General features: G+C 65.7%; 26 protein-coding genes and 1 pseudogene. All 27 read left to right on the top strand.

The annotated features are described in order from the left end of the window. The first annotated feature begins 60 nt into the window (after positions 1-60). Entirely contained in the window at positions 61-483 is a 423-nt protein-coding gene (locus tag DQG18_RS03580; protein WP_116652876.1) for a hypothetical protein, read from the top strand. Next, positions 464-1,741, top strand: coding sequence for a DNA-packaging protein (locus DQG18_RS03575; RefSeq protein WP_116652875.1), 1,278 nt, complete (start codon positions 464-466; stop codon positions 1,739-1,741). Before DQG18_RS03580 ends, DQG18_RS03575 begins: the two co-directional genes overlap by 20 nt. A gap of 18 nt (positions 1,742-1,759) precedes the next feature. Further along, positions 1,760-2,932: a phage portal protein gene (locus DQG18_RS03570; RefSeq protein ID WP_116652874.1), complete on the top strand. Its 1,173-nt coding sequence runs from the start codon at positions 1,760-1,762 to the stop codon at positions 2,930-2,932. A gap of 136 nt (positions 2,933-3,068) precedes the next feature. Then, complete coding sequence (locus tag DQG18_RS03565) at positions 3,069-3,257, top strand: hypothetical protein (protein ID WP_116652873.1); 189 nt, start codon at positions 3,069-3,071, stop codon at positions 3,255-3,257. A 2-nt stretch (positions 3,258-3,259) separates the two neighbouring features. Continuing rightward, positions 3,260-3,394 (top strand): hypothetical protein, encoded by a 135-nt coding sequence (locus DQG18_RS16620; RefSeq protein WP_281270381.1) that lies wholly within the window; start codon positions 3,260-3,262, stop codon positions 3,392-3,394. Next, on the top strand, positions 3,395-3,883 hold the full coding sequence (locus tag DQG18_RS03560) for an HK97 family phage prohead protease (RefSeq protein WP_116652872.1): 489 nt from the start codon (positions 3,395-3,397) through the stop codon (positions 3,881-3,883). Between the two features lie 13 nt (positions 3,884-3,896). Beyond that, positions 3,897-5,140: pseudogene (locus DQG18_RS03555) on the top strand (phage major capsid protein). Between the two features lie 169 nt (positions 5,141-5,309). Beyond that, on the top strand, positions 5,310-5,879 hold the full coding sequence (locus tag DQG18_RS03550; protein ID WP_116652871.1) for a head-tail connector protein: 570 nt from the start codon (positions 5,310-5,312) through the stop codon (positions 5,877-5,879). After that, positions 5,876-6,217 carry a phage head closure protein gene (locus tag DQG18_RS03545; RefSeq protein ID WP_116652870.1) on the top strand — a complete coding sequence of 114 codons (342 nt, stop codon included), beginning with the start codon at positions 5,876-5,878 and terminating at the stop codon, positions 6,215-6,217. The genes DQG18_RS03550 and DQG18_RS03545 overlap by 4 nt, the downstream gene beginning before the upstream one ends. Before the next feature lie 4 nt (positions 6,218-6,221). Next, a complete protein-coding gene (locus tag DQG18_RS03540) occupies positions 6,222-6,629 on the top strand; it encodes a DUF3168 domain-containing protein (RefSeq protein WP_116652869.1) in 408 nt (135 codons plus the stop codon). Positions 6,630-6,632: 3 nt separating this feature from the next. After that, on the top strand, positions 6,633-7,046 hold the full coding sequence (locus DQG18_RS03535; protein WP_116652868.1) for a phage major tail protein, TP901-1 family: 414 nt from the start codon (positions 6,633-6,635) through the stop codon (positions 7,044-7,046). 11 nt (positions 7,047-7,057) lie between these two features. Then, positions 7,058-7,372 (top strand): gene transfer agent family protein, encoded by a 315-nt coding sequence (locus DQG18_RS03530; protein ID WP_116652867.1) that lies wholly within the window; start codon positions 7,058-7,060, stop codon positions 7,370-7,372. Continuing rightward, on the top strand, positions 7,369-7,572 hold the full coding sequence (locus DQG18_RS03525; protein WP_116652866.1) for a rcc01693 family protein: 204 nt from the start codon (positions 7,369-7,371) through the stop codon (positions 7,570-7,572). The genes DQG18_RS03530 and DQG18_RS03525 overlap by 4 nt, the downstream gene beginning before the upstream one ends. After that, complete coding sequence (locus DQG18_RS03520) at positions 7,565-8,107, top strand: phage tail tape measure protein (RefSeq protein ID WP_116652865.1); 543 nt, start codon at positions 7,565-7,567, stop codon at positions 8,105-8,107. Before DQG18_RS03525 ends, DQG18_RS03520 begins: the two co-directional genes overlap by 8 nt. Before the next feature lie 191 nt (positions 8,108-8,298). Further along, the gene (locus DQG18_RS03515) at positions 8,299-8,931 is read left to right on the top strand and encodes a DUF2460 domain-containing protein (RefSeq protein WP_116652864.1); all 633 of its coding nucleotides are present in this window, start codon (positions 8,299-8,301) and stop codon (positions 8,929-8,931) included. Continuing rightward, on the top strand, positions 8,928-9,806 hold the full coding sequence (locus DQG18_RS03510; protein WP_116652863.1) for a DUF2163 domain-containing protein: 879 nt from the start codon (positions 8,928-8,930) through the stop codon (positions 9,804-9,806). The genes DQG18_RS03515 and DQG18_RS03510 overlap by 4 nt, the downstream gene beginning before the upstream one ends. Beyond that, complete coding sequence (locus DQG18_RS03505) at positions 9,803-10,219, top strand: NlpC/P60 family protein (RefSeq protein ID WP_116652862.1); 417 nt, start codon at positions 9,803-9,805, stop codon at positions 10,217-10,219. Before DQG18_RS03510 ends, DQG18_RS03505 begins: the two co-directional genes overlap by 4 nt. Before the next feature lie 3 nt (positions 10,220-10,222). Further along, positions 10,223-13,960, top strand: a complete 3,738-nt coding sequence (locus tag DQG18_RS03500; protein ID WP_116652861.1) for a baseplate multidomain protein megatron — start codon at positions 10,223-10,225, stop codon at positions 13,958-13,960. After that, entirely contained in the window at positions 13,957-14,901 is a 945-nt protein-coding gene (locus DQG18_RS03495; protein WP_116652860.1) for a DUF2793 domain-containing protein, read from the top strand. The genes DQG18_RS03500 and DQG18_RS03495 overlap by 4 nt, the downstream gene beginning before the upstream one ends. A gap of 26 nt (positions 14,902-14,927) precedes the next feature. Next, the gene (locus DQG18_RS03490; RefSeq protein WP_116652859.1) at positions 14,928-15,677 is read left to right on the top strand and encodes a glycoside hydrolase family 108 protein; all 750 of its coding nucleotides are present in this window, start codon (positions 14,928-14,930) and stop codon (positions 15,675-15,677) included. A 73-nt stretch (positions 15,678-15,750) separates the two neighbouring features. Beyond that, entirely contained in the window at positions 15,751-15,999 is a 249-nt protein-coding gene (locus DQG18_RS03485) for a DUF1902 domain-containing protein (protein ID WP_116652858.1), read from the top strand. Further along, entirely contained in the window at positions 15,999-16,193 is a 195-nt protein-coding gene (locus tag DQG18_RS03480; RefSeq protein ID WP_116652857.1) for a type II toxin-antitoxin system HicA family toxin, read from the top strand. Before DQG18_RS03485 ends, DQG18_RS03480 begins: the two co-directional genes overlap by 1 nt. Before the next feature lie 52 nt (positions 16,194-16,245). Continuing rightward, positions 16,246-16,545, top strand: a complete 300-nt coding sequence (locus DQG18_RS03475; RefSeq protein ID WP_116652856.1) for a hypothetical protein — start codon at positions 16,246-16,248, stop codon at positions 16,543-16,545. A 25-nt stretch (positions 16,546-16,570) separates the two neighbouring features. Next, positions 16,571-17,230: a response regulator transcription factor gene (locus tag DQG18_RS03470; RefSeq protein WP_116652855.1), complete on the top strand. Its 660-nt coding sequence runs from the start codon at positions 16,571-16,573 to the stop codon at positions 17,228-17,230. Beyond that, positions 17,230-18,579, top strand: coding sequence for a sensor histidine kinase (locus DQG18_RS03465; protein WP_116652854.1), 1,350 nt, complete (start codon positions 17,230-17,232; stop codon positions 18,577-18,579). Before DQG18_RS03470 ends, DQG18_RS03465 begins: the two co-directional genes overlap by 1 nt. A gap of 79 nt (positions 18,580-18,658) precedes the next feature. Continuing rightward, positions 18,659-19,132: a hypothetical protein gene (locus DQG18_RS03460; protein ID WP_116652853.1), complete on the top strand. Its 474-nt coding sequence runs from the start codon at positions 18,659-18,661 to the stop codon at positions 19,130-19,132. 139 nt (positions 19,133-19,271) lie between these two features. Next, positions 19,272-20,522, top strand: a complete 1,251-nt coding sequence (locus DQG18_RS03455) for a hypothetical protein (protein ID WP_116652852.1) — start codon at positions 19,272-19,274, stop codon at positions 20,520-20,522. Positions 20,523-20,712: the final 190 nt, after the last annotated feature.

Raw genomic sequence — 20,712 nt, 5'->3', positions numbered from 1 at the left:
CCATGGTCGAAGAAATGGGCATTGCCGGCAGCGGCGGTGCCCTTTTGTTTTGGAGGGGCGATGTCGGGCAGCACGGAGCCGGATTGGGGTGCCGTCCGGGCCGAGTATGAGGATGGCGAAATGCCGGTGGCGGCACTGGTGGAAAAATATGGCATCACCTTGCTGGCGTTGCGCCGCAGGCGGTTGTGCGAGGGCTGGCGGCTGCGCCATACCAGACCGACCGGGGCGGGGCACGATGCGTTGATCGGCCAGCTTTTCGGGCTGTTCGAGAACCAGATCGTCCAGTTGAGCGACATGGCCGATGACGACCGGGCGCCCGAAGTGCAGGCGCTTGGCCACATGGCGCGCACGCTCGATAAACTGATCGAACTCGATGTCGCCAGCCGGTCGGCACAGCGCAACAAGCCGTCCAGCCCGCAATTGCAGGACATGAGAAAGCGCCTCTCGCGCCGGATATTCGAGCTTGAGCAGCAAAAGGGCTGACGGGGGCATCCATCCGCTCGTCGCCGAACTCGACGATGAAGCCTTCATCCGCGAATACGGCTTCTGGAGCTGGTGGGCGCGCACCGAACAGGCGCCGCCCGACGGCGACTGGACGACATGGCTTCTGATCGGCGGACGCGGCTCAGGCAAGACGCGGGCCGGGGCGGAATGGATCAGGCTGATGGCGCTGGCCGATCCGCCAGTTTCGCCCATCGCGCTGGTCGGCGAAACCATGACGGAGGCGCGGGCCGTGATGGTGGAAGGGGTTTCGGGTCTTCTGGCGATCCACGCCCATGACGAGCGCCCGCATTTCGATGCGGGGCGGCATCTCCTGACCTGGAACAATGGCGCGCAGGCCATGCTCCTGCCCGCCAATGATCCCGAACGGTTCCGCGGGCCGCAATTTGCGGCGGCCTGGTCGGATGAACTGGCCAAATGGCCCAATGCGGAAGCGGCCTGGGACATGCTGCAATTTGCGCTGCGGCTGGGCGACCGGCCGCGCCAGATCGTGACGACGACGCCAAAACCCACGCGGCTCCTGAAGCGGCTGCTGGCCGAGCCGGGGACGGTGAAAACGGTAATGCCCACTTCCGATAACGCGGCCAATCTCGCGCCGCCGTTCCTTTCGGCTGTGGTGGGCCGTTATGATGGCACAGCGCTGGGGCGGCAGGAACTGGAGGGCGAGTTCATCGAGGACTTGCCCGGCGCGCTCTGGACGCGCAGCGGAATCGAGGCGGCACGCATCGGCATGGCGCCGGATATGGGCCGGATCGTCGTCGCGGTAGACCCGCCGGTCACAGGCCATGCGCGTTCGGATGCCTGCGGTATCGTTATTGCGGGGCGGGCCGACGAGATCGCGGTGGTGCTGGCCGACCGGACGGTGAGGGGCGTGAGCCCGGATCGCTGGGCGAGCCTTGCGGTCGTTGCGTTCCATGAATTCGAGGCCGATGCCATCGTTGCCGAGGTCAACCAGGGCGGCGACCTGGTGAGCACGCTGATCTCGCACGTGGATGGAGCGGTGCCGGTGCGCCAGGTGCGCGCCACACGCGGCAAATGGGTGCGGGCCGAACCGGTTGCGGCGCTCTATGCGCGGGGACGGGTAAAGCACGCCGAGCCCTTCCCCGAACTCGAAGACGAAATGTGCGTGTTCGGCGCGGACGGGATGGCCGATGGCCATTCGCCGGACCGGGTGGACGCGCTGGTCTGGGCCATTACAGCGCTGATGCTCGAGGATGGTCCGGTGCCAAGGGTGCGGTAGGATTATAAGGAAAACACGATGCCAAACTGGTTCACCCGGCTGTTTGCCGGCCCTGCCGCCGTGCCTTCCGAAAGGAAGATGGCCGGACCGCAGACGCTGTTCACGCTGTCGCACCTGGGCACCGGCACCAGCCTGAAAAAGGGGTTCGCGGCGCTGGCCAATGAAGGGTTCGCGCGCAATCCGGTGGCTTATCGCTGCGTGCGGCTGGTGGCCGAAAGCGCCGCGCGGGTGCCGCTGGAAGTGGCGGATGGCAACGCGGTTCTGACTGAGCATCCCCTGCTCGGCCTGCTCGCCCGTCCCAACCCGCGCGAGGATGGCAAGGCGCTGCTCGAAAGCGTCTATGCCTATCTCCAGATTGCGGGCAACGCCTATCTTGATGCCGCGATCGTCGATGGCGTGGTGAAGGGGCTCTATGGCCTCAGGCCCGATCGGATGACGGTGATCGCGGGGCGCGACGGGTGGCCGACGGGCTACGCCTATACCGCCGGAGGCAGGACGGCGCGCCTGATGCTCGACACCGCGCCCATAGCGCGCGTCCTGCATCTGACGCTGTTCAACCCGCTCGACGATCATTACGGGCAGGCCCCGCTCGATGCCGCGCAGGGCAGTCTGGAAACGCATAACGCGGCGACCGCCTGGAACCGCGCGCTGCTGGAAAACGCGGCGCGGCCCTCCGGTGCGCTGGTTTACAATGCGGGCTCCGGGAACCTCACGGAAGACCAGTATCAGCGGCTCAAGGGCGAACTCGAGGAAGGTTTCGCCGGGGCGCTCAATGCGGGCCGCCCCATGGTGCTCGAGGGCGGGCTGGACTGGAAGGCCATCGCGCTCACGCCCAAGGACATGGATTTTCTCGAAGCCAAGAACGCCGCCGCGCGCGAGATCGCGCTGGCCTTCGGCGTGCCACCCATGCTGCTGGGCATTCCCGGCGACAACACCTACGCCAATTACGCCGAAGCCAGCCGTGCGCTCTGGCGGCAGACGGTGATCCCGCTCGTCACCAAGGTGCTTGCCGCGCTCAACCACTGGCTCTCGCCTGCATTCGACGGCGCGGCGCTGGTGCCGGACTTCGACGTGATCGAGGCGCTGGCGGCGGATCGCAAGCTCGATTGGGAGCGGGTGGGGAACGCGGCGTTCCTCAGCGATGACGAGAAGCGGGAATTGCTCGGGTTTGGAAGAGCTGATTTCGGCTGACGCCGAATCCCCCCTCCCAACCTCCCCCACAAGGGGGGAGGTGCTGGCCTTGTGCGTATGGAGATAGCCAAGCAAAGGAAACACCCTCCCCTTGATGGGGAGGGTTGGGGTGGGGTGACCCACGGAGTTTGGAAACATGGACGACATCACGAAAACCATCCTCGACCGCGGGGACCTTGCGCATCTGGCGCTGTTCCTGTGGGCGAGCGGGGCGAGTGCGGTCGTCGTGTTCCTGCTGCGTGAACTGGCGACCGCCAACCGGCGCTTCAATGCGTTCGTCACCGAAATCGCCCACCTCAATCGCCTCTTCAGGGAGAAGGATTGACCATGAAGAAAGTCCAGACAGGCAAGGCCGGCCAGCAGGAAGCCCAGCAGGTCTTCCGCCAGTTCGCCTGGCTGCTCGCGGGCACGCTTGCGGCCCAAAAATCGCCGCGCACACGGCGCAAGCCGACGGGGCGCTGAATGGGTGCGACTATCGATGCCGACGGGCGGTTTTCCGGTTACGCCTCGCTGTTCGGCCAGCTCGACCAGGGCGGCGATATCGTCATGCCCGGCGCCTTTGCCGAAACGCTCCGCAGGCGCGCCCCGGCAAGAGTGCGGCTGCTGTTTCAGCACGACCCCAAGGAGCCGATCGGGCTCTGGGACGAGATCGTCGAGGACGCGCGGGGATTGAGGGTTTCGGGGCGCCTCCTCGATGTGGTGCCGCGCGCCGCTCATCTTAAATCCCTGATCGCGCAGGGCGCGCTCGATGGGCTCTCCATCGGGTTCCGCGCGGTCCGCGCCACCCGCGACCGGGGGACGGGTCACCGGCGGCTCTGGGCCGTGGACCTGTGGGAAATTTCCATCGTCACTTTCCCGATGATGGAAGCGGCGCGGATCGCCTCCGCGCCCGACGGGCACGAGGCCCGGCTTGCCGCAACGCTCGGCGCGGCAGCGCGCATGTTTAGCTGAAAAAGGAACAGCAATGACCAAGACCATCCAACCGCGCCTTGAAAACAAGGCGGCGGCCAGCCCCGTTTTGGGCGACGTCAACGCCATGCTTGGCGAATTCATGTCCGCTTTCGAGGAGTTCAAGGCGTCCAACGACGCGCGCCTCGATGAGATCGAAAGCGCGGGAGCGCCGATACGCTGATCGAGGACAAGCTCGACCGGCTCAACGCCTTTCTCGATGACCGGAAAGCCGCCATCGACAAGGCCAGCATCGACCGCGCCCGCCCGGCGCTGGAAACCGGCCGCCTGTGCGCCGGCGACGAATACAAGGACTCTTTTTCGGCCTATGTGAAGCGCGGCGAGGAAAAGGCACTCTCGGTCGGCTCGAATGAAGACGGCGGCTATCTCGTGCCCGCAGAGACCGAAACCGAAATCTCGCGGCTCCTGACGGCCATCTCGCCCATGCGCGCCATTTGCGGCGTGCGGCAGGTGTCGTCATCGGTCTATAAAAAACCGATTACTATCACCGGCCCGCAGGTCGGATGGGTAGGCGAGACGGCGGCGCGCGTCCAGACCGGTTCGCAGGTGCTGGACGAACTCGCCTTCCCCACGACCGAACTCTACGCCATGCCCGCGGCAACCCAGAACTTCCTCGATGACGCCGCCGTCGATGTCGGCCAGTGGATCGCCGAGGAGGTCAATGCCGCCTTTGCCGAACAGGAAACCGCCGCCTTCATCCTCGGGGACGGCGCCAACAAGCCCACCGGCTTTCTCGATGCGGACATCGTTGCCGAAGAGAACTGGGCGTGGGACAAGCTGGGCTATATCGCGACCGGTGTCGACGGCGGGTTCCCCGGCGGATCGGCACCCGCGGATGCCTCGGACGTCTTGATCGACCTCGTCTATGCGCTCAAATCCGGCTACCGCCAGAACGCCACCTGGCTGATGAACCGGCGCACGCAAGGGGCGATCCGCAAGCTCAAGGACGCCGACGGCAACTACCTCTGGCAACCTGCCGCCGCACCCGATGGCCGCGCCAGCTTGATGGGCTTCCCGCTGGTCGAGGCCGAGGACATGCCCGACATCGACAATGATGCCACCCCCATCGCCTTCGGCGATTTCCGGCGCGGTTACCTTATCGTGGACCGCCAGGGCGTGAACGTCCTGCGCGATCCCTATTCGGCCAAGCCCTACGTGCTGTTCTACACCACCAAGCGCGTGGGCGGCGGGATCGCCGATTTCGACGCGATCAAGCTGCTCAGATTTGCCGAGGATTGATCGGCTTACGCCGCCCCCCCTCCCAACCTCCCCCACAAGGGGGGAGGTGCCGGCCTTGTGCGTTTGGGGACGCCCCAGAAAAGAAAGCACCCTCCCCTTGATGGGGAGGGCTGGGATGGGGTGAAGCCACGCGCTCCAGACCATCGACCAACCGATAAAGAGCACCAACATGACCTCCTTCCTTCTCGCGGGGCCCGCGCAGGAGCCGGTTTCACTCGTCCAGGCCAAGGCTCATCTCAGGGTCGACGATGACGCCGAGGACGGGCTGATCGAAAGCCTCATTACCGCCGCGCGCGTCCATATCGAGGGCGTGACGGGCCGGGCGCTGCTGGAGCAGAGCTGGCGGCTGGTGCGGGACGACTGGCCTGCCAACGGCATCGTCATGCTACCGGTTGGCCCGGTGCAGTCGCTCGATGAAATCCGTACCTATGATGAGCATGGCGAGCCGCACATCATCGACACCGAGGGGGCGCTGCTGGACGGGCACGGCATTCCGCCGCGCGTGGTGCTGCCCGGCAACCGGCCTTCGATCCGCGAACGGCTCGGCGTCGAGATCGACTATACCGCCGGGTATGGCAAGGCGCCTGAGGATGTGCCCGCCGATCTCATCCAGGCGCTGCTGACCCTTGTTGCCTATTGGTACGAAAACCGCGACGCGGTGCTTGCGGTCGGCGCGGCTGGGATCATTCCGTCGGGGTTCGACCGCATTCTCGCCAGTTACCGGCGGGTGCGGATATGAGAGAGCTATCGCCGCCGCTCGGCACACTCCGTGACCGCGTTCAGCTCCAGAAGCGCGAAATGAGCGTTGCGCCCGATGGCGGGCACGAAACGCTGTTCCTGCCCATTGCCAGCGTCTGGGCACGCGTCCGGGCGCGTTCGGCGCGCTTTTCGCGCGAAGGGGATGGGCGCACCGCGACCTCGACCCACGCCGTCACCATGCGTTTTCGCAAGGATCTCAAGCCCGGCGACCGCATCGTTTATTGCGGGCGGGCGCTGGAGATCGTCGAGGCCGAGGACATCAACGGGCGGCGGGCTTATCTCGCCTGCCTGTGCATCGAAACCGCGATGGTGGGGTAGGCCGATGAACGTTATCGACGACATCCAGACCGCTCTTGTTTCCGCCTGGTCTTCTGACGCTGCACTGACGCTGCTGGTGGGGGCGGGCGCGGTGTTCGACGCCCCGCCCAGGGGCCGCCAGCCGCCCTATGTCACCATCCTCAGCCACGACACCGCGCCGCGCGATGGCGATGAGACGCCCGGCTTCGAGCATCGGATGACCGTCCATTGCTGGACCCCGCACCCCTCCCGCCGCGCCGCCCTCGAAATCGCCGACCGCATCGAGCGGGTGGTGGTGGCCGGCCCGATCGAGCCAGACGAGCACGTGCTGACGGTGCGCCGCCATGTGCGCACCGAAACCAGGATCGATCTTTCCACCGGCCGCGCCCGTGCGGCGGTGACCTTTCGCTTTTTCTCCGAACCCAAGGACTGAACGATGACGGCCCAGAGCGGCAAGGACATGCTTTTGAAGCTCGACCAGACCGGGTCGGGCAGTTTTCTGACCGTGGCGGGCCTGCGCACGCGCAGCCTCGCCTTCAACGCGGCAAGCGTCGACACCACCGATGCGGAAAGCGCCGGACGCTGGCGCGAGCTTCTGGCCGGAGGCGGCATCAAGCGCGCCTCGGTCTCCGGCTCGGGCATCTTCAAGGACAAGACCTCGGACGCCGAGGTGCGGGCGCTGTTCTTTGATGGAACGATCCGCGACTGGCAGCTGATCCTGCCCGATTTCGGGACCGTCGAGGGGCCGTTCCAGATCGTCGCGCTGGAGTTTTCCGGCGATCACGCAGGCGAGGTGACGTTCGAGCTGGCGCTGGAAAGCGCGGGCGAGATCACGTTCACGGCGGATTAGGAGGACCCCAAATGGCCAATCCCCAAAGGGGTGAAATCGACGCCGAGATCGGCGGCGAGACGATGACGCTGTGCCTGACGCTGGGCGCGCTCGCCGAACTCGAGGCCCGGTTGCAGACCGGCGATCTCAACGGGCTCGTCGAGCGGTTTGCCCAAGGCCGTATCTCGGCACGCGACCTCACCGCCATTCTGGGCGCGGGCTTGCGCGGGGCGGGCCATCCGGTGACCGACGATGACCTCGCCCGGCTTGCGATCGAAGGCGGACTGCGGGGCGCGGCGGAAATCGCCGTGCAGCTTCTGAAGGCGACCTTCGGGGACGCGCAATGAGTCGCTTGCCCTGGAGCGAGATGATGCGGTTCGGGCTGGGCGTATTGCGCCTGCCGCCACCGCTTTTCTGGGCGATGACGCCGCGTGAACTGGCCGAGGCCCATGCCGGGCTTTCGGGGCGCGGCGCGGCGGGCCCGCTCGACCGCTCGGCTCTTGAAGCGCTGATGGCACTGCACCCGGATGGAGGCAATAATGTCTGAACTTTTCGGCGAGGCGTTCGACCGCGAACTGTCCGATATTCCGGTCGAACTCGAACGCATCCGCGATCTCGGCCAGTCGGTCGGCGCAACGCTGACGCGCAGCTTGCGCGGCGCGATGATGGAAGGCCGCTCGCTGCGCGGCCTCTTAAGCGAAATCGGCCGCGCCTTTGCCGATATCGCCCTCAAGGCGGCGTTGAAGCCGCTCGGAACCCTGGTGTCCGGCAGCATCGAAAGTCTGTTCGCTTCCCTCAATCCGGCGCTGGGCGGGGTGAAGCCGTTTGCCAAGGGCGGCGTGATCGGATCGCCCACATATTTCCCGATGCCGGGGCAGTGGGGGCTGGCCGGGGAGGCTGGACCGGAAGCTGTGATGCCCCTCCAGCGCGGAGCCGATGGGCGACTGGGCGTCGCGGGCGGTGGCGCGGTGACGGTCAATTTCAACGTGACGGCTTCGGACGCGCGAAGTTTTCTGGCCGCCGAAGCGGAGGTCAACGCCATGCTCCTGCGGGCGGTGCGCAGGGGCGGGCGGGGGAGTTAGGCTGAATCCACACTGTTTGAAGCAGCATCGCTGCCCCCTCATCCGCCCCTTCGGGGCACCTTCTCCCACGAGGGGAGAAGGGGAACCGTGGGGCAACCACACGAGCCCCCCTCTCCCCTCGTGGGAGAGGGGCTGGGGGTGAGGGGGCCAGCGATCCATCCACGACACAAACGCCTATAGGAACCCCAAAAATGTCCTTCCACCCAATCCGCTTCCCCCTCGATATCGCGCTCGGCGCCGTCGGAGGCCCGCAGCGGTTGACCGATGTGGTGACGCTCGCCTCCGGGCGCGAGGAGCGCAATAGCCGGTGGGCGCGGTCGCGGCGGCGGTACAATGCCGGTTACGGCGTCAAGTCGAAAGCCGACATGCAGGCCGTGCTCGAATTCTTCGAGGAACGGCGCGGGCGGTTTCATGCCTTTCTCTGGCGCGACGCGCTCGATTGCACCTCGCGCAACGATGGCGCGGCGCCCACCGTGCTCGACCAGGAGATCGGGACGGGCGACGGCGCGGAAACCAAATTCCAGCTCGTCAAGCGCTACGGCGCGAGCTTCGATCCCTATTTGCGGCCGATCACCAAACCGGTGACGGGAAGCGTCATCCTCGCGGTCGATGGCTCGCCGCTGGCGGGCGGGGCATTCTCGGTCGCCCTTTCAACCGGCATCGTGACGCTCATCACCGCGCCCGCCAATGGCGCGGTTGTGACCGCGGGCTTCGTGTTCGACGTGCCCGTGCGCTTCGATACCGACCGGCTCGACGTCGAGCTTTCGGGGTTCGACGCGGCGGTTGCGCCTAATATCCCATTGATCGAGGTGCTCGACGAATGAAGGCTTTTTCTTCCCGGTTCGCCAATCATATCGCCAGCGGGGCGACGACGCTTTGCTGGTGCTGGAAAATTGTGCGCCGGGACGGGGTGGTACTCGGTTTCACCGATCACGATCTGGCGCTCGATTTTGCCGGCACCCGGTTCAATCCGGCGCACGGGCTCGATCCTTCCGAAACCGTCGAGCGCGCGGGTGCGCAGGCCCAGACCGCCGAAGTGCTCGGTGTGCTCCATTCCGATGCCATTTCCGAGGAGGACATCCTGCTCGGGCGCTATGATGGCGCGCGGGTGGAAAGCTGGCGGGTCAACTGGCGCGATGTGGACCAGCGGGCGCTGATCCGTGCCGATACCATCGGCGAGATCGTGCGCGAGGACGGCGTGTTCCGCGCCGAACTGCGCTCGGGCCAGCACGCGCTCAATGTGCCCAAAGGCAGGCTCTATCAGCACCTGTGCGACGCCGCGCTCGGCGATGGACGGTGCACGGTCAATCTCGAGGCATCGGCCTACAGGCGCAACGCCACGGTCAGCGCGGTCAGAGGTCCGGCAACGCTCGCTGTCACCGGCCTTGGGAGCCTGGCCGAGGGCTGGTTTACCCACGGTTTCGCGCGCTGGACCTCGGGCAAGCGTATCGGGATCGAAGACGCGATCACGCAGCATGCCGGCGGAACGCTTGGGTTCGCCTCCCCGGTCGGCAACTGGGCCGAGCCGGGCGATACGCTGACCGTTTACGCCGGATGCGACAAGCAGTTCGGGACCTGCCGCACAAAATTCTCCAACGGCGCCAATTTTCAGGGTTTCCCGCATATTCCGGGCAGCGATTTTCTTATGCGCTACCCCAATGCCACCGACCGCCTCGACGGTGGCGTGATGGTGCGATGAGCGGGAAAATCATCGCCGAAGCGCGGCGCTGGCTGGGCACGCCCTATCGCCATCGCGCGGCAACGCGCGGGGCGGGCTGCGACTGCCTCGGGCTCGTGCGTGGGGTCTGGCGCGAGCTTTATGGGCGCGAGCCGCAGGCCGTGCCGCCCTATGGCGCGGACTGGCGCGCGGCGGGCGACGGCGGGCTGGAAAGAGCGGCGCGCCGCCATATGGTCGCGGTCGAGGGGCAGCCATTGCCGGGGCACCTCGTCCTTTTCGCCCTCGTCCGGCACCGCCCGCCGCGCCATTGCGCGATCATGGTGGAGGCGGGGCGTTTCATTCATGCCCAGGAGCAGGTTGGCGTCGTCGAGGCGGACCTTACCGAAGCCTGGCAGCGCCGCATCGCGGGCGTCTTTGCATTTCCGGGACAATAATTCATGGCAACACTGGCACTTTCGCTGGCCGGGCAGGTCGTTGGCGGTATGCTCGGCGGCCCCATCGGGGCGACCATCGGGCGCGCGCTCGGAGCGCTGGCGGGCAGCGCGGTGGATGCGCAGATCTTTGGCGAAAGCGCGCCGCAGCGCACCGGAAGCGATATCCGCATCACCGGTTCGAGCGAAGGCGTGTCCGTGCCGCGCCTGTTCGGCTGGAGCCGGGTGTCGGGCAACATCATCTGGGCGACCGATCTGGAACGGTTGCCGCAGGAGACTTCCGGCAGCAAGGGCCTCGGCGGCCAGCGCGAGGAGGAGGACGTTATCGCTGCCAGTTTCGCGCTGGCGCTCTGCGAAGGCCCGGTCGCCCACCTGGGGCGCATCTGGGCCGATGGCAAGCCGCTCGAAACCGAAGGGCTGACCGTCCGCTTTTATCGTGGTACCGCCAGCCAGCAGCCCGACAGCTTCATGGTGGCGCGGCAGGGGGCGGGGCAGGTGCCGGGCTATCGCGGACTCTGCTATCTCGTTTTCGAGCGCCTGCCGCTCAAGCAGTTCGGCAACCGCATTCCCAATCTCAGCGTCGAACTCTGCCGCCCGGTGGGGGAACTGGAAAAGGATTTGCGCGCCGTCTGCGTCATCCCCGGCTCCACCGAATTCGGCTACGACCCGATGCCCCGCGTCAGGATCGTGGGCGCGGGCCGCACGGCGCCGGAAAACGCCCATATGAGCGCGATGCGTTCGGACTGGGACGTATCGATGGACGAGTTGACCGCGCTCTGCCCCAATCTCGAGCATGTGGGACTCGTCGTCTCCTGGTTCGGCACCGATCTGCGCTGCGGCAATTGCGCGGTGGAGCCGCGCGTCGAATCCGCCTCCCGGCAGATCAAGGATGCCCAGTGGTCCGTCGCCGGGCGCACGCGGGGCACGGCCAATACCGTTTCGAGCCACGCTGGCGGACCGGCCTATGGCGGCACGCCATCGGACGCGACGGTGCGCCGGGCCATCGCCGATCTCCGGTCGCGCGGCATCAAGGTGACGCTTTATCCGTTCGTGATGATGGACATTCCCACGTCCAACACCCGGCTTGATCCCTATACGCTCGAAAGCGGACAGCCGGCTTACCCCTGGCGCGGGCGGATCACGTGCCATCCCGCGCCGGGCGCTTCCGGCTCTCCCGACAAAACGGGCGCGGCCACCACGCAGGTCGACGCCTTCCTCAATTCCGGCTATCGCGAGATGATCCTGCATTACGCCCAGCTCGCCGAAGCGGCGGGCGGTGTGGATGCCATCCTGATCGGCTCGGAAATGCGCGGGCTTACGCAAGTGCGCTCGGGCGCGATTGCGTTTCCCTTCGTCAACGGGCTGAAAACGCTGGCCGGGGACGTGCAGGACATCGTTGGGGGCGGCACCAAGATCGTCTATGCCGCCGACTGGTCGGAATATTTCGGCTACCAGCCCGCCGATGCGCCGGGCGACATGATCTTCCACCTCGACCCGCTGTGGGCCGACTCCAATATCGATGCGGTGGGCATCGACAATTACATGCCGCTCGCCGACTGGCGCGATGGCCGGGACCACCCCGACGCCCAGCACGCGCGCTCGATCTACGACACGGACTATCTTGCCGCCAACATCGCGGGCGGGGAGGGGTTCGACTGGTACTATGCCAGCGCCGGCGCGCGCGCCGGCAGCGAACGCTCCCCCATAACTGATGCGGGGCATGGCGAGCCATGGATCTGGCGCTATAAGGACCTCGAAAACTGGTGGAGCCAGCCCCACCACAACCGCGTCGGCGGCGTACGGTCTGCGACGCCCACCGCGTGGGTGCCCAAAAGCAAGCCGATATGGCTGACTGAACTGGGTTGCGGCGCGGTGGACAAGGGCCCCAACGCGCCCAACGCCTTTGGCGACCCCAAGAGCGCCGAGGATGCCCGCCCGCCCTTCTCGTCCGGCCTGCCCGATGCGCTGATCCAGCGCCAGATGCTGCGCGCCTGCCTCCAATACTGGAAGGCCAGAGGCGGCGCGATGCTCGATTTTGAGCGCATCTATATCTGGTGTTGGGACGCGCGGCCCTATCCGGCCTTCCCCGCCTTCACCGATATCTGGTCCGATGGCGACAATTACGCCACCGGCCACTGGCTCAACGGACGGCTTGGCGTTGCGGCGGTCGATGAGATGATCGGGGCAGTGGCCGATGCCTATGGCGTGGATGTCGGCAGGATCGACGTCGCCCCGCCGCTGATCCAGGGCCTGACCATCGAGGCGGTCGCGACCATGCGCGATGTCCTGGCCATGGTGACCGAGGCCACCGGTCTCGTGCCGCGCGATGGCCCGGAAGGGCTCAACTGGATTGCGCCGGACGACCGCGAGCCGCTCGTGCTCGACCATGGCCGGATGGTGCGTGAGGACGGCCCGGTTCTCGCCCGGCGGCGCGGAGACCCCGCTGAAGCTGCCGGGCGGCTGACCCTTTCGTTCATCGACCGGGGCCGCGATTATCAGGCTGCGTCCGTGCTGGCCCTTTCCCATGGCGGCACGCGCATCGCGGCAGAAAATACGGGCCTCGTGCTCGATCCTTCGGCAGCCCGCCTTGCCGCCGAAGCGATGATTGCCCGCATGGCGCGCGGCAGCGACACGCTCGATTTCAAGCTGCCGCCATCGCTTCTGGCCCTCGAGCCCGCCGATATCGTCACCATTGCCGGGGAGACCGACGGGCCGTTCCTCGTGGGCGAGGTGCGCGACGGGGCCAGCCGCGCCATCGGCGCCCGCGCCCATGGCGAAGCAGTGCCCGCCACGGTGGTTTCCGAGCCGCGCCGCAGCGGGCGGATCGTGCCAGTTGCGGGCGCCGATCCGCTATTCGCCGCCGCGCATCTGCCGGTTGCGGGCGGTGGGACCGAGCTTGTGCTGGGCGCCTTTGCCGCCCCGTGGCCCGGCGCGATCGATATCCGCGATTCAACGACCGGTGCCGCCGTTGCCACGCTCAATCGCCCCGCCTTTCTCGGCACACTCGCCGCAACCATGCCCGAAGGGCTTTCGGAGATCTGGTCCTACGAGGCACCGCTTCTCGTGAACCTCTTCAGCGGCCATCTGGCTTCGGCTGCGCCCGGCGCTGTGCTTTCGGGCGTCAACCGCATCGCCGTAGAGCTTGCCAACGGCGACTGGGAGGTCATCGGGTTCGCCGATGCCGAACTGGTCGAAACGGGTGCCTATCGCCTCACCGGCCTGTTGCGGGGCCTTGATGGTACATCGCCCGGCGAGGCGACGGTACAAGCATCCGTAATGGTTCTCGACAACCGTGTGGTGCGCATGCCGGTGCCGAAGGACAATCTTGGCACAACCCGCGCCCTCAAGGCTTATGCGGGCGTTGAGGACGCCGAGGGGACGAATCTGGATATCGCGCTGGGCATCGAACCGGCGGCCCCGCTGTCTCCTGTCCATCTCGTGGCCTTCCGCGATCCTGGCACTGACGATGTTTCGCTAAGCTGGACCCGCCGCAGCCGCGCTTCCGGCACGGGCTGGGCCTATGGCGACATGCCGCTCGATTTTTTGCCAGAGCGCTACAGCGTGGAGATTTTCGACGGGCCGGAGAGGGTGCGGACCGTCACCTCCGATACGCCGGGCACGATCTACACCGCCGCCCAGCAGGCCGCCGACTTCGGCGAGCAGCCATCCGCCTTCACCTTCACCGTCACCCAGATCAGCCCGGAGCTTGGTCCGGGCGCCACATCAACCGGAGCGTTCCCATGACCTCGACCGCGCGGCTCGACCTGCCGCTTATCGCCGCCGAACAGGCGCAAAAACACGTCACCCATAACGAGGCGCTGCTGATCCTCGATGCCGCCACCCAGTTGCGGCTGACGGCGCGCGACCTGACCGATCCGCCCGAAACACCCGAACCGGGCGAAACATTCGCCATCGGCACGGGCGCAACAGCGGCATGGGAAGGCCGGGACGGCCAGCTTGCCTGTTGGACCGAGGGCGGCTGGCGCTACCTTATCCCCCGGACCGGCTGGGTCGCCTGGGACGAAACCGATGCCGCGCCCGTCATCTTCGAGGGCGGGAACTGGCGCGCCTTCCTTTCCAACGTCTCCGGCCTCGGCATCGGCGCGCTGCCGGACGAAACCAACCGGCTTGCGGTACGCTCCGAAGCGGCGCTGTTCACCGCCATTCCCGATGGCGATGGCGGCAACGGCAATCTGCGCCTGACGCTCAACAAGGAGACGGCGGCCGATAGCGCCACGCTGATCTTCCAGTCCGGCTGGTCGGGCCGCGCCGAAATCGGACTTTCGGGCAATGACGACTTCGCCTTCAAGGTCAGCCCGGATGGCGAGGCCTGGTCGACGGCGATGACGCTCGACCGGACCGATGGCTTCGTGCGCTTCGATCAGATGGCCGGTTCGACGGTCAGTTTTCCCACCATCGCATCGGGCATCCTTGCGGTGACGACAAGCTGCGCCGTCCCCGCGCCCGAGACGGGGCTGACCGACGAGATCGACACGATCACCGGTGGCTTTGACGGCGCCTTGCTGATCCTTGCCGGCACGGCGGGGACGACGCTCACCTTCAAGGATGGCACCGGCAATCTCAAGCTCGGCGGGGACCGGGTACTCGATGCGTTCGAGGACAGCCTGATGCTGGTGCGGCGCGGCACGGACTGGATCGCGTTGAGCTACGCCGACAACGCCTGATTTCTTTTTCCCACGGAGACCAAACCATGCCCGCTTCGCGCTGGACCCATTGCCTTGCGCAGATTTTAAAGCACGAGGGCGGATATGCCGATCATCCCTCCGACCCCGGCGGCGCCACCAATATGGGCATCACCCACAAGACGCTGGCCCGCTGGCGCGGTGTGGAGCCCTGGTGGGCGCTCGACAAGGCTGAGGTGAGGGTACTCGAAAAAGCCGAGGCCGCCGGGATCTACAAGGCACTTTACTGGGAGCGCGTGAAGGCTGCCTCGCTTCCGCCGGGCCTCGATCTCGCCGTCTTCGACTACGCCGTCAATTCCGGCCCCGACCGAGCCGTAAAGACGCTGCAGGCGCTGGTCGGCGTTGTCGAGGACGGCTTTGTCGGCCCCGTCACCCTCGATGCGGTCGCCCGGCGTGATACCCGCGCCCTCATCAACGCCCTTTGCGACCAGCGTCTCGGCTTCCTCCAGCGCCTTGCGATCTTTTCGACCTTCGGGCGCGGCTGGACGAACCGCGTCGCCGACATCCGTGCAACCGCACTGGCCGACGCCGCCAGCGCCCCCGCGCCCGACAACCCCCAAGGAGTGAACGATATGACCGTTCTCGACGGCTACAAGACCTACGTCATCGGCTTTTTGATGCTGGCCATCGGAATTGCCCAGTTCGCCGGGATCACCATCCCGGTCTTCGGCGAATACTCCGGCGCGCAGCTCGTCATGGAAGCGCTGGGCATCATCTTCCTGCGCCGGGGGATCAAGAGCGAGGTGGGGCGGGCTTAGGCCCGGCATTGAAAAATCTCGCCGGAAGGTCATATTAGACGGATCTTAAAGCGTCTCCCTGAAGGAAATCAGCATGGCGAAACGCAGATTTGTCGTCAGTGCCCTCTGGGATGAGGACGCAAAAATCTTCTATTCCGAAAGCGACATCATCGGCTTGCACGTCGAGGCTGTGACCTTCAAGGAATTTGAGGAGATCGTTCTGGATACAGCGCCAGAACTGATCATTGAAAACCACCTCAAGCCCGACCTGCAAACGCTCTCGCTGCGCGATCTCATCCCCTCCATCATCCTCAACCCTCCCCGGCATCTGGCGACGGCCTGATGCCGGAGGGCTTCTACAAGGAAGTCTGCAAGGAGATAAAGGCGCTCGGCTTTTTCTATAAGGAGAACGCCAAGGGCTCCCACGAGAAGTGGCAGAATGATGCGGGCAGGATCATTCTTGTGCCCCGAAATCTCAAAAGCCGCCACACCACCAATGGCATCCTGAAAGATGCGGGTTGCGACAAGCGGTTCTGATACACCCCACCCATTCATTTGCAGTTCAGCAAACTCGCGCTATTGATGGCGCATGAAAAAAGTTCTTCTTTCCCGATTTGTTTCTGCCGCGCTCGCCGCAACGCTGGTCCTGCCCGTGGGGGCGGGGGCCGCGTTTGCGCAAGGAGCGTGCTGGGACAATGCCGCCATTCAGGCCGCCGTCGCCAGCGGGCAGATTCTTTCGCTGGCCGATGCGCGGGCGCGGGAGGGTATACCCGGCTCGACGCAGATTCTCGACGTAAAGGTCTGCGAACAGGGCGGCGCGCCGGTTTACGTAATCGCCGTGCTTGAAGCCTCGGGCGAAGCGCGTAATCTCACCATCAGCGCACGATAACAGCGGTTCGGCCGGGGCGGGGCAGATGCGGATACTGGTTGTCGAAGACGACGAAAACCTCAACAGGCAGCTCGTGACGGCGCTGACCGATGCCGGCTATGTGGTCGACAGCGCCAGCGATGGCGAGGAAGGGCATTTTCTGGGCGATACCGAGCCTTACGATGCGGTGGTCCTCGATATCGGGCTGCCGCAGATGGACGGCATTTCCGTGCTCGAAGCCTGGCGGCGGGAAGGGCGCGCCATGCCCGTGCTGCTTCTGACCGCCCGCGACCGCTGGAGCGACAAGGTGCAGGGGATCGATGCGGGCGCCGACGACTACGTCGCCAAACCCTTTCACATGGAAGAAGTACTGGCGCGTTTGCGAGCCCTCGTCCGCCGCGCGGCGGGCCACGCCTCCAACGAAATCACCGCCGGGCCCGTCCGGCTCGATGTGAAGGCGGGGCGCGTCACCGTCGATGGGCAGGCCATCAAGCTCACCTCCCACGAATTTCGCCTCCTCTCCTACCTCATGCTGCACAAGGGCAAGGTCATCTCGCGGACCGAGTTGACCGAGCATCTCTACGATCAGGATTTCGACCGCGATTCCAACACCATCGAGGTATTCGTCGGCCGCCTGCGCAAGAAGCTGCCCGACGACCTCATCCAGACGATCAGGGGTCTCGGCTACCAGATCATCGCTGATTGATGCAGCGCGGCTCGATTGCATTCCGGCTGTTCTGGCTCTCGGCGGGCTGGCTGATCATCGCGCTGGTGGCGACGGCGTTCCTTCTCACCGAGCTTTATACCCAGGCGCTCGACCGCGACCTTTCGGAAAGCCTCGATTTCCATATCGCCTCGCTGGTCGGCCAGACGCTTTCGGGCGAAACGCCCGGCTCGGCCGAACTGGCCGTCGCCGATGCCCGTTTCACCCGCCCCACCTCGGGCTGGTACTGGCAGATTCGCGATGAAGCGGGCGCCGTCATCAATTTTTCCTCCTCCCTTATCGGCACCGTGCTGCCCGAACTGGGCGGTGCGTTCGATCCCTCCGGCGCGCGAAGCGGCGTCGTCACCGATGCATACGGCCAGCGCCTGCGCGTGGTCGAGCGCTGGATCACGCTCGATGCGGCCGGGCGTATCTCCATTCTCGTCACGGGCAATCTTTCCGATCTCGAAAGCCAGGCCTCGGCCTTCCGCGGGCAGGCGATCATCGTGCTTGGCGTGGTTGCGCTGATCCTTGCCGCCATGAGCGCCATGCTCGCCCGCTTCGCGCTGCGCCCCATCGAGCGGCTGCGCGAGGCCGTCGAGGCGGTGCGCGAAGGGGAGCGCCCGACAGTCGAAGGCGATTTCCCGCAGGAGATTTCGCCGCTGGCCGACGAGGTCAACGAACTCATGCGCTCCAATACTCAGATCATCGAGCGCGCGCGCAATCAGGTCGGCAACCTCGCCCATGGCCTCAAGACCCCGCTCGCCGTGCTCCGCAACGAGGCCGGGGCGGATAACGGCCTTCTGGCCCGCACGGTGATGAGCGAAACCGAAAACATGTCGCGCATCGTTGCGACCTATCTCGATAAGGCCCGGCTCGCCGCCCGTTCGAGCGTCATCGGCAAGCGCGCCGATACCGCTGCCGTCCTTGCCCGGCTTGGGCGCGTCATGGCAAAGATCAACAAGCATTGCGATATCGCGACCGCGATCGATGAAACAACGCCATGGTTCCGGGGCGATGAGAGCGATCTTGAGGAAATGGCGGGCAACCTGCTCGACAATGCCTGCAAATGGGCCCGCTCCACCGTCCGGCTGTCCGCCGGCGCCGAGGGGCGTCAGGTGCGGGTCGAGATCGATGACGACGGACCGGGGCTGACCGACCAAGAGGCCGGGCAGGTGTTGCGAAGAGGCGTCAGGCTCGACGAAAAAACGCCCGGAAGCGGGCTTGGTCTCGATATCGTCAAGGAACTTGTGGATGTGTACGGGGGTTCTCTGACATTAACGCGGTCTGAATTGGGCGGGCTCAAGGCGACATTGCTGCTACCCTCGGCAAGGGGTGGCGTACGCCTATGAGCTTGAACGCAATTTTGCCGTATAGGACTTTAGATTCAGCACGCATAATGGGCGCGGCCCCATGGAGAGGTAAACAAAAATGAACATTCTCAAAGCAGCTCTGCTGGTGGGTCTTGCCCTGACCGTCGCGGCGTGTAGCCGCACGGGAGGCTTCCCCTCGACCCGGACCGCCTTTCCCGCCCCCCAGACGACGGCGCTGCCCGATTTTGAGACCCCCCAACCCACGGAGGTCCAGACGATCCAGCAGGCGCGCCTCGATCCGGGCAGCTATTCCTATCTCGATGCCGGTGTGCTCGGCCAGCTCAGTTCTGCCCAGCGTAGCGCGGCCAACGACGCCCAGTTCTATGCCCTCCAGTTCGGTCGCCCCGGCGCGCCGCGCAACTGGAGCGCTTCGGGCGCCAGCGGGCAGGTCTCGGTCGGCCCCTATGTCCGTGTCAACAACCTCGATTGCCGGGAATTTTCCCATCGCGTGACCGTCAGCGGCCAGACCTATACCAAATCCGGCACCGCCTGCCGCGAGGCGGATGGCGCGTGGAACGTGGTCAACGCCTGATCCCTCGCCGGATCGCATGAAACGATGCCGGGCGTATGGTTCCGGCACCGTTTCCCTTTTGGGACAAAGGTTTATTTACGTTCGGGGCCTACAGTCGTCCCGCGTATGCACTGATCCATTTCATCCCCGGTAATTCCTTATGCTGAAAGGCAAGTCCCGCGCCGCAGCTTCCAAAGCGCCGCCGCCCTCCACCAGGAGCGCGGGCAAAAAGGACGCCGCCGCGCCGCCGGCTCTCGACGCCTTTCTCGCAACCTTCAGCGACGTATTGGTCGATCCCCCCGTCTATCACCCGCTGGGGGGCGCGATCGACCGGGAGCTTGCCAAAAGCATCTGGACCTGGATGGCCCGCGACCTTGCCCCATTGGAGGCCGCACGCATCGCCGATGCGATCGATTCCGGCGCCGAACCTGCCGCCGCCTTCGTTCCGATGCTGCCCGAGATGCTCGAGCGCCTGAAGGAAAACGCCGCCGCCGAAAAGGACGACATCGAGACCGAGCGGCGCAACACCATGCAGATGGGCGGAGAGGACGCGCGGGAAAGGCTGCCTTACGTCATCATGGCGATGCGAAGGCACGCGCTGCTCGAACAGGCCAGGAATTTCGGCCAGGCCATCGGCAGGCTTCAGGACGAGGCAACGCTGGGTGTGGCGCTCCAGACCATCAACATTACCAACTACCTTACCCGCGCGCTCTGGATGCAGGCCATGGTGGGCTATATGTCCAATCCGGGCCGCATCATGGCGGCGGTGGTCCGCCTCTCGGGCGGCAACACCGAAACCCACGTTTCGGGCGCCGGGTATACTCCGCTCGTCGAGGCCATCCTCAGCCATGCCCAGAGCCAGATCGGCGGGCTTTCTCCCCAGCCCGGCATGTTCGCCGACCACGATCTCGCCTGCAAATCGGTCGACCGGTTCCATCGGCTGATGCGTTCGATCAGTTACAATCTTGAAATCGAGCGCAAATCGCTCTGGGGCAGCGTTATCACCGACCTGACGGCCCGCTTTTCCGAACGTCTCGAACGGCCCTTGAAGGAAATCAGCCTGCACGTGACCCAGGCCCTGCGCCGTCCCCGCGACGGGGCGGACAAGCTCGATCCCGGCGACGTGCTGATGGCCCTCAACGGGCTCTACCTCCTGACCACCATCCGCAAATGCCGCGATTCTCTCGCCGTCAACGCGCTGCTCGACAAGACATGGGCCGATACGGGACAGACTGTCGAGGTGCTGGTGACCCGGGCGCTCGATCAGTTCCGCGCCGATCCTGCCGACCCCGTGGCTCGCGAACGGCTCGACGCCGGAATCAAGATGGCCGAAATCCGCTACAACCCCGAATACGCCGACATCCTCCGCCGCGCCCGCGACAGCGCCGACCGCAGGGTTGCACAGGGTTGATCGCAGTTTAGCGTATTTAGGCTGGCATCGCTGGCCCCCTCACCCCCAGCCCCTCTCCCACGGGGGGAGAGGGGGGCTCAAGAGCCACTATATCCACGGAATACCCTTCTCCCCTCGTGGGAGAAGGTGGGCTTTCGCGAAGCGAAAGGTCGGATGAGGGGGCCAGCGATGCTGCCGCCGTCGATAAAAG

This window comes from Pelagibacterium sediminicola, assembly GCF_003390885.1.
GTDB lineage: Bacteria > Pseudomonadota > Alphaproteobacteria > Rhizobiales > Devosiaceae > Pelagibacterium > Pelagibacterium sediminicola.
Note: the sequence above shows the minus strand (reverse complement) of the source record. Positions and strands in the feature narration are given on the sequence as shown.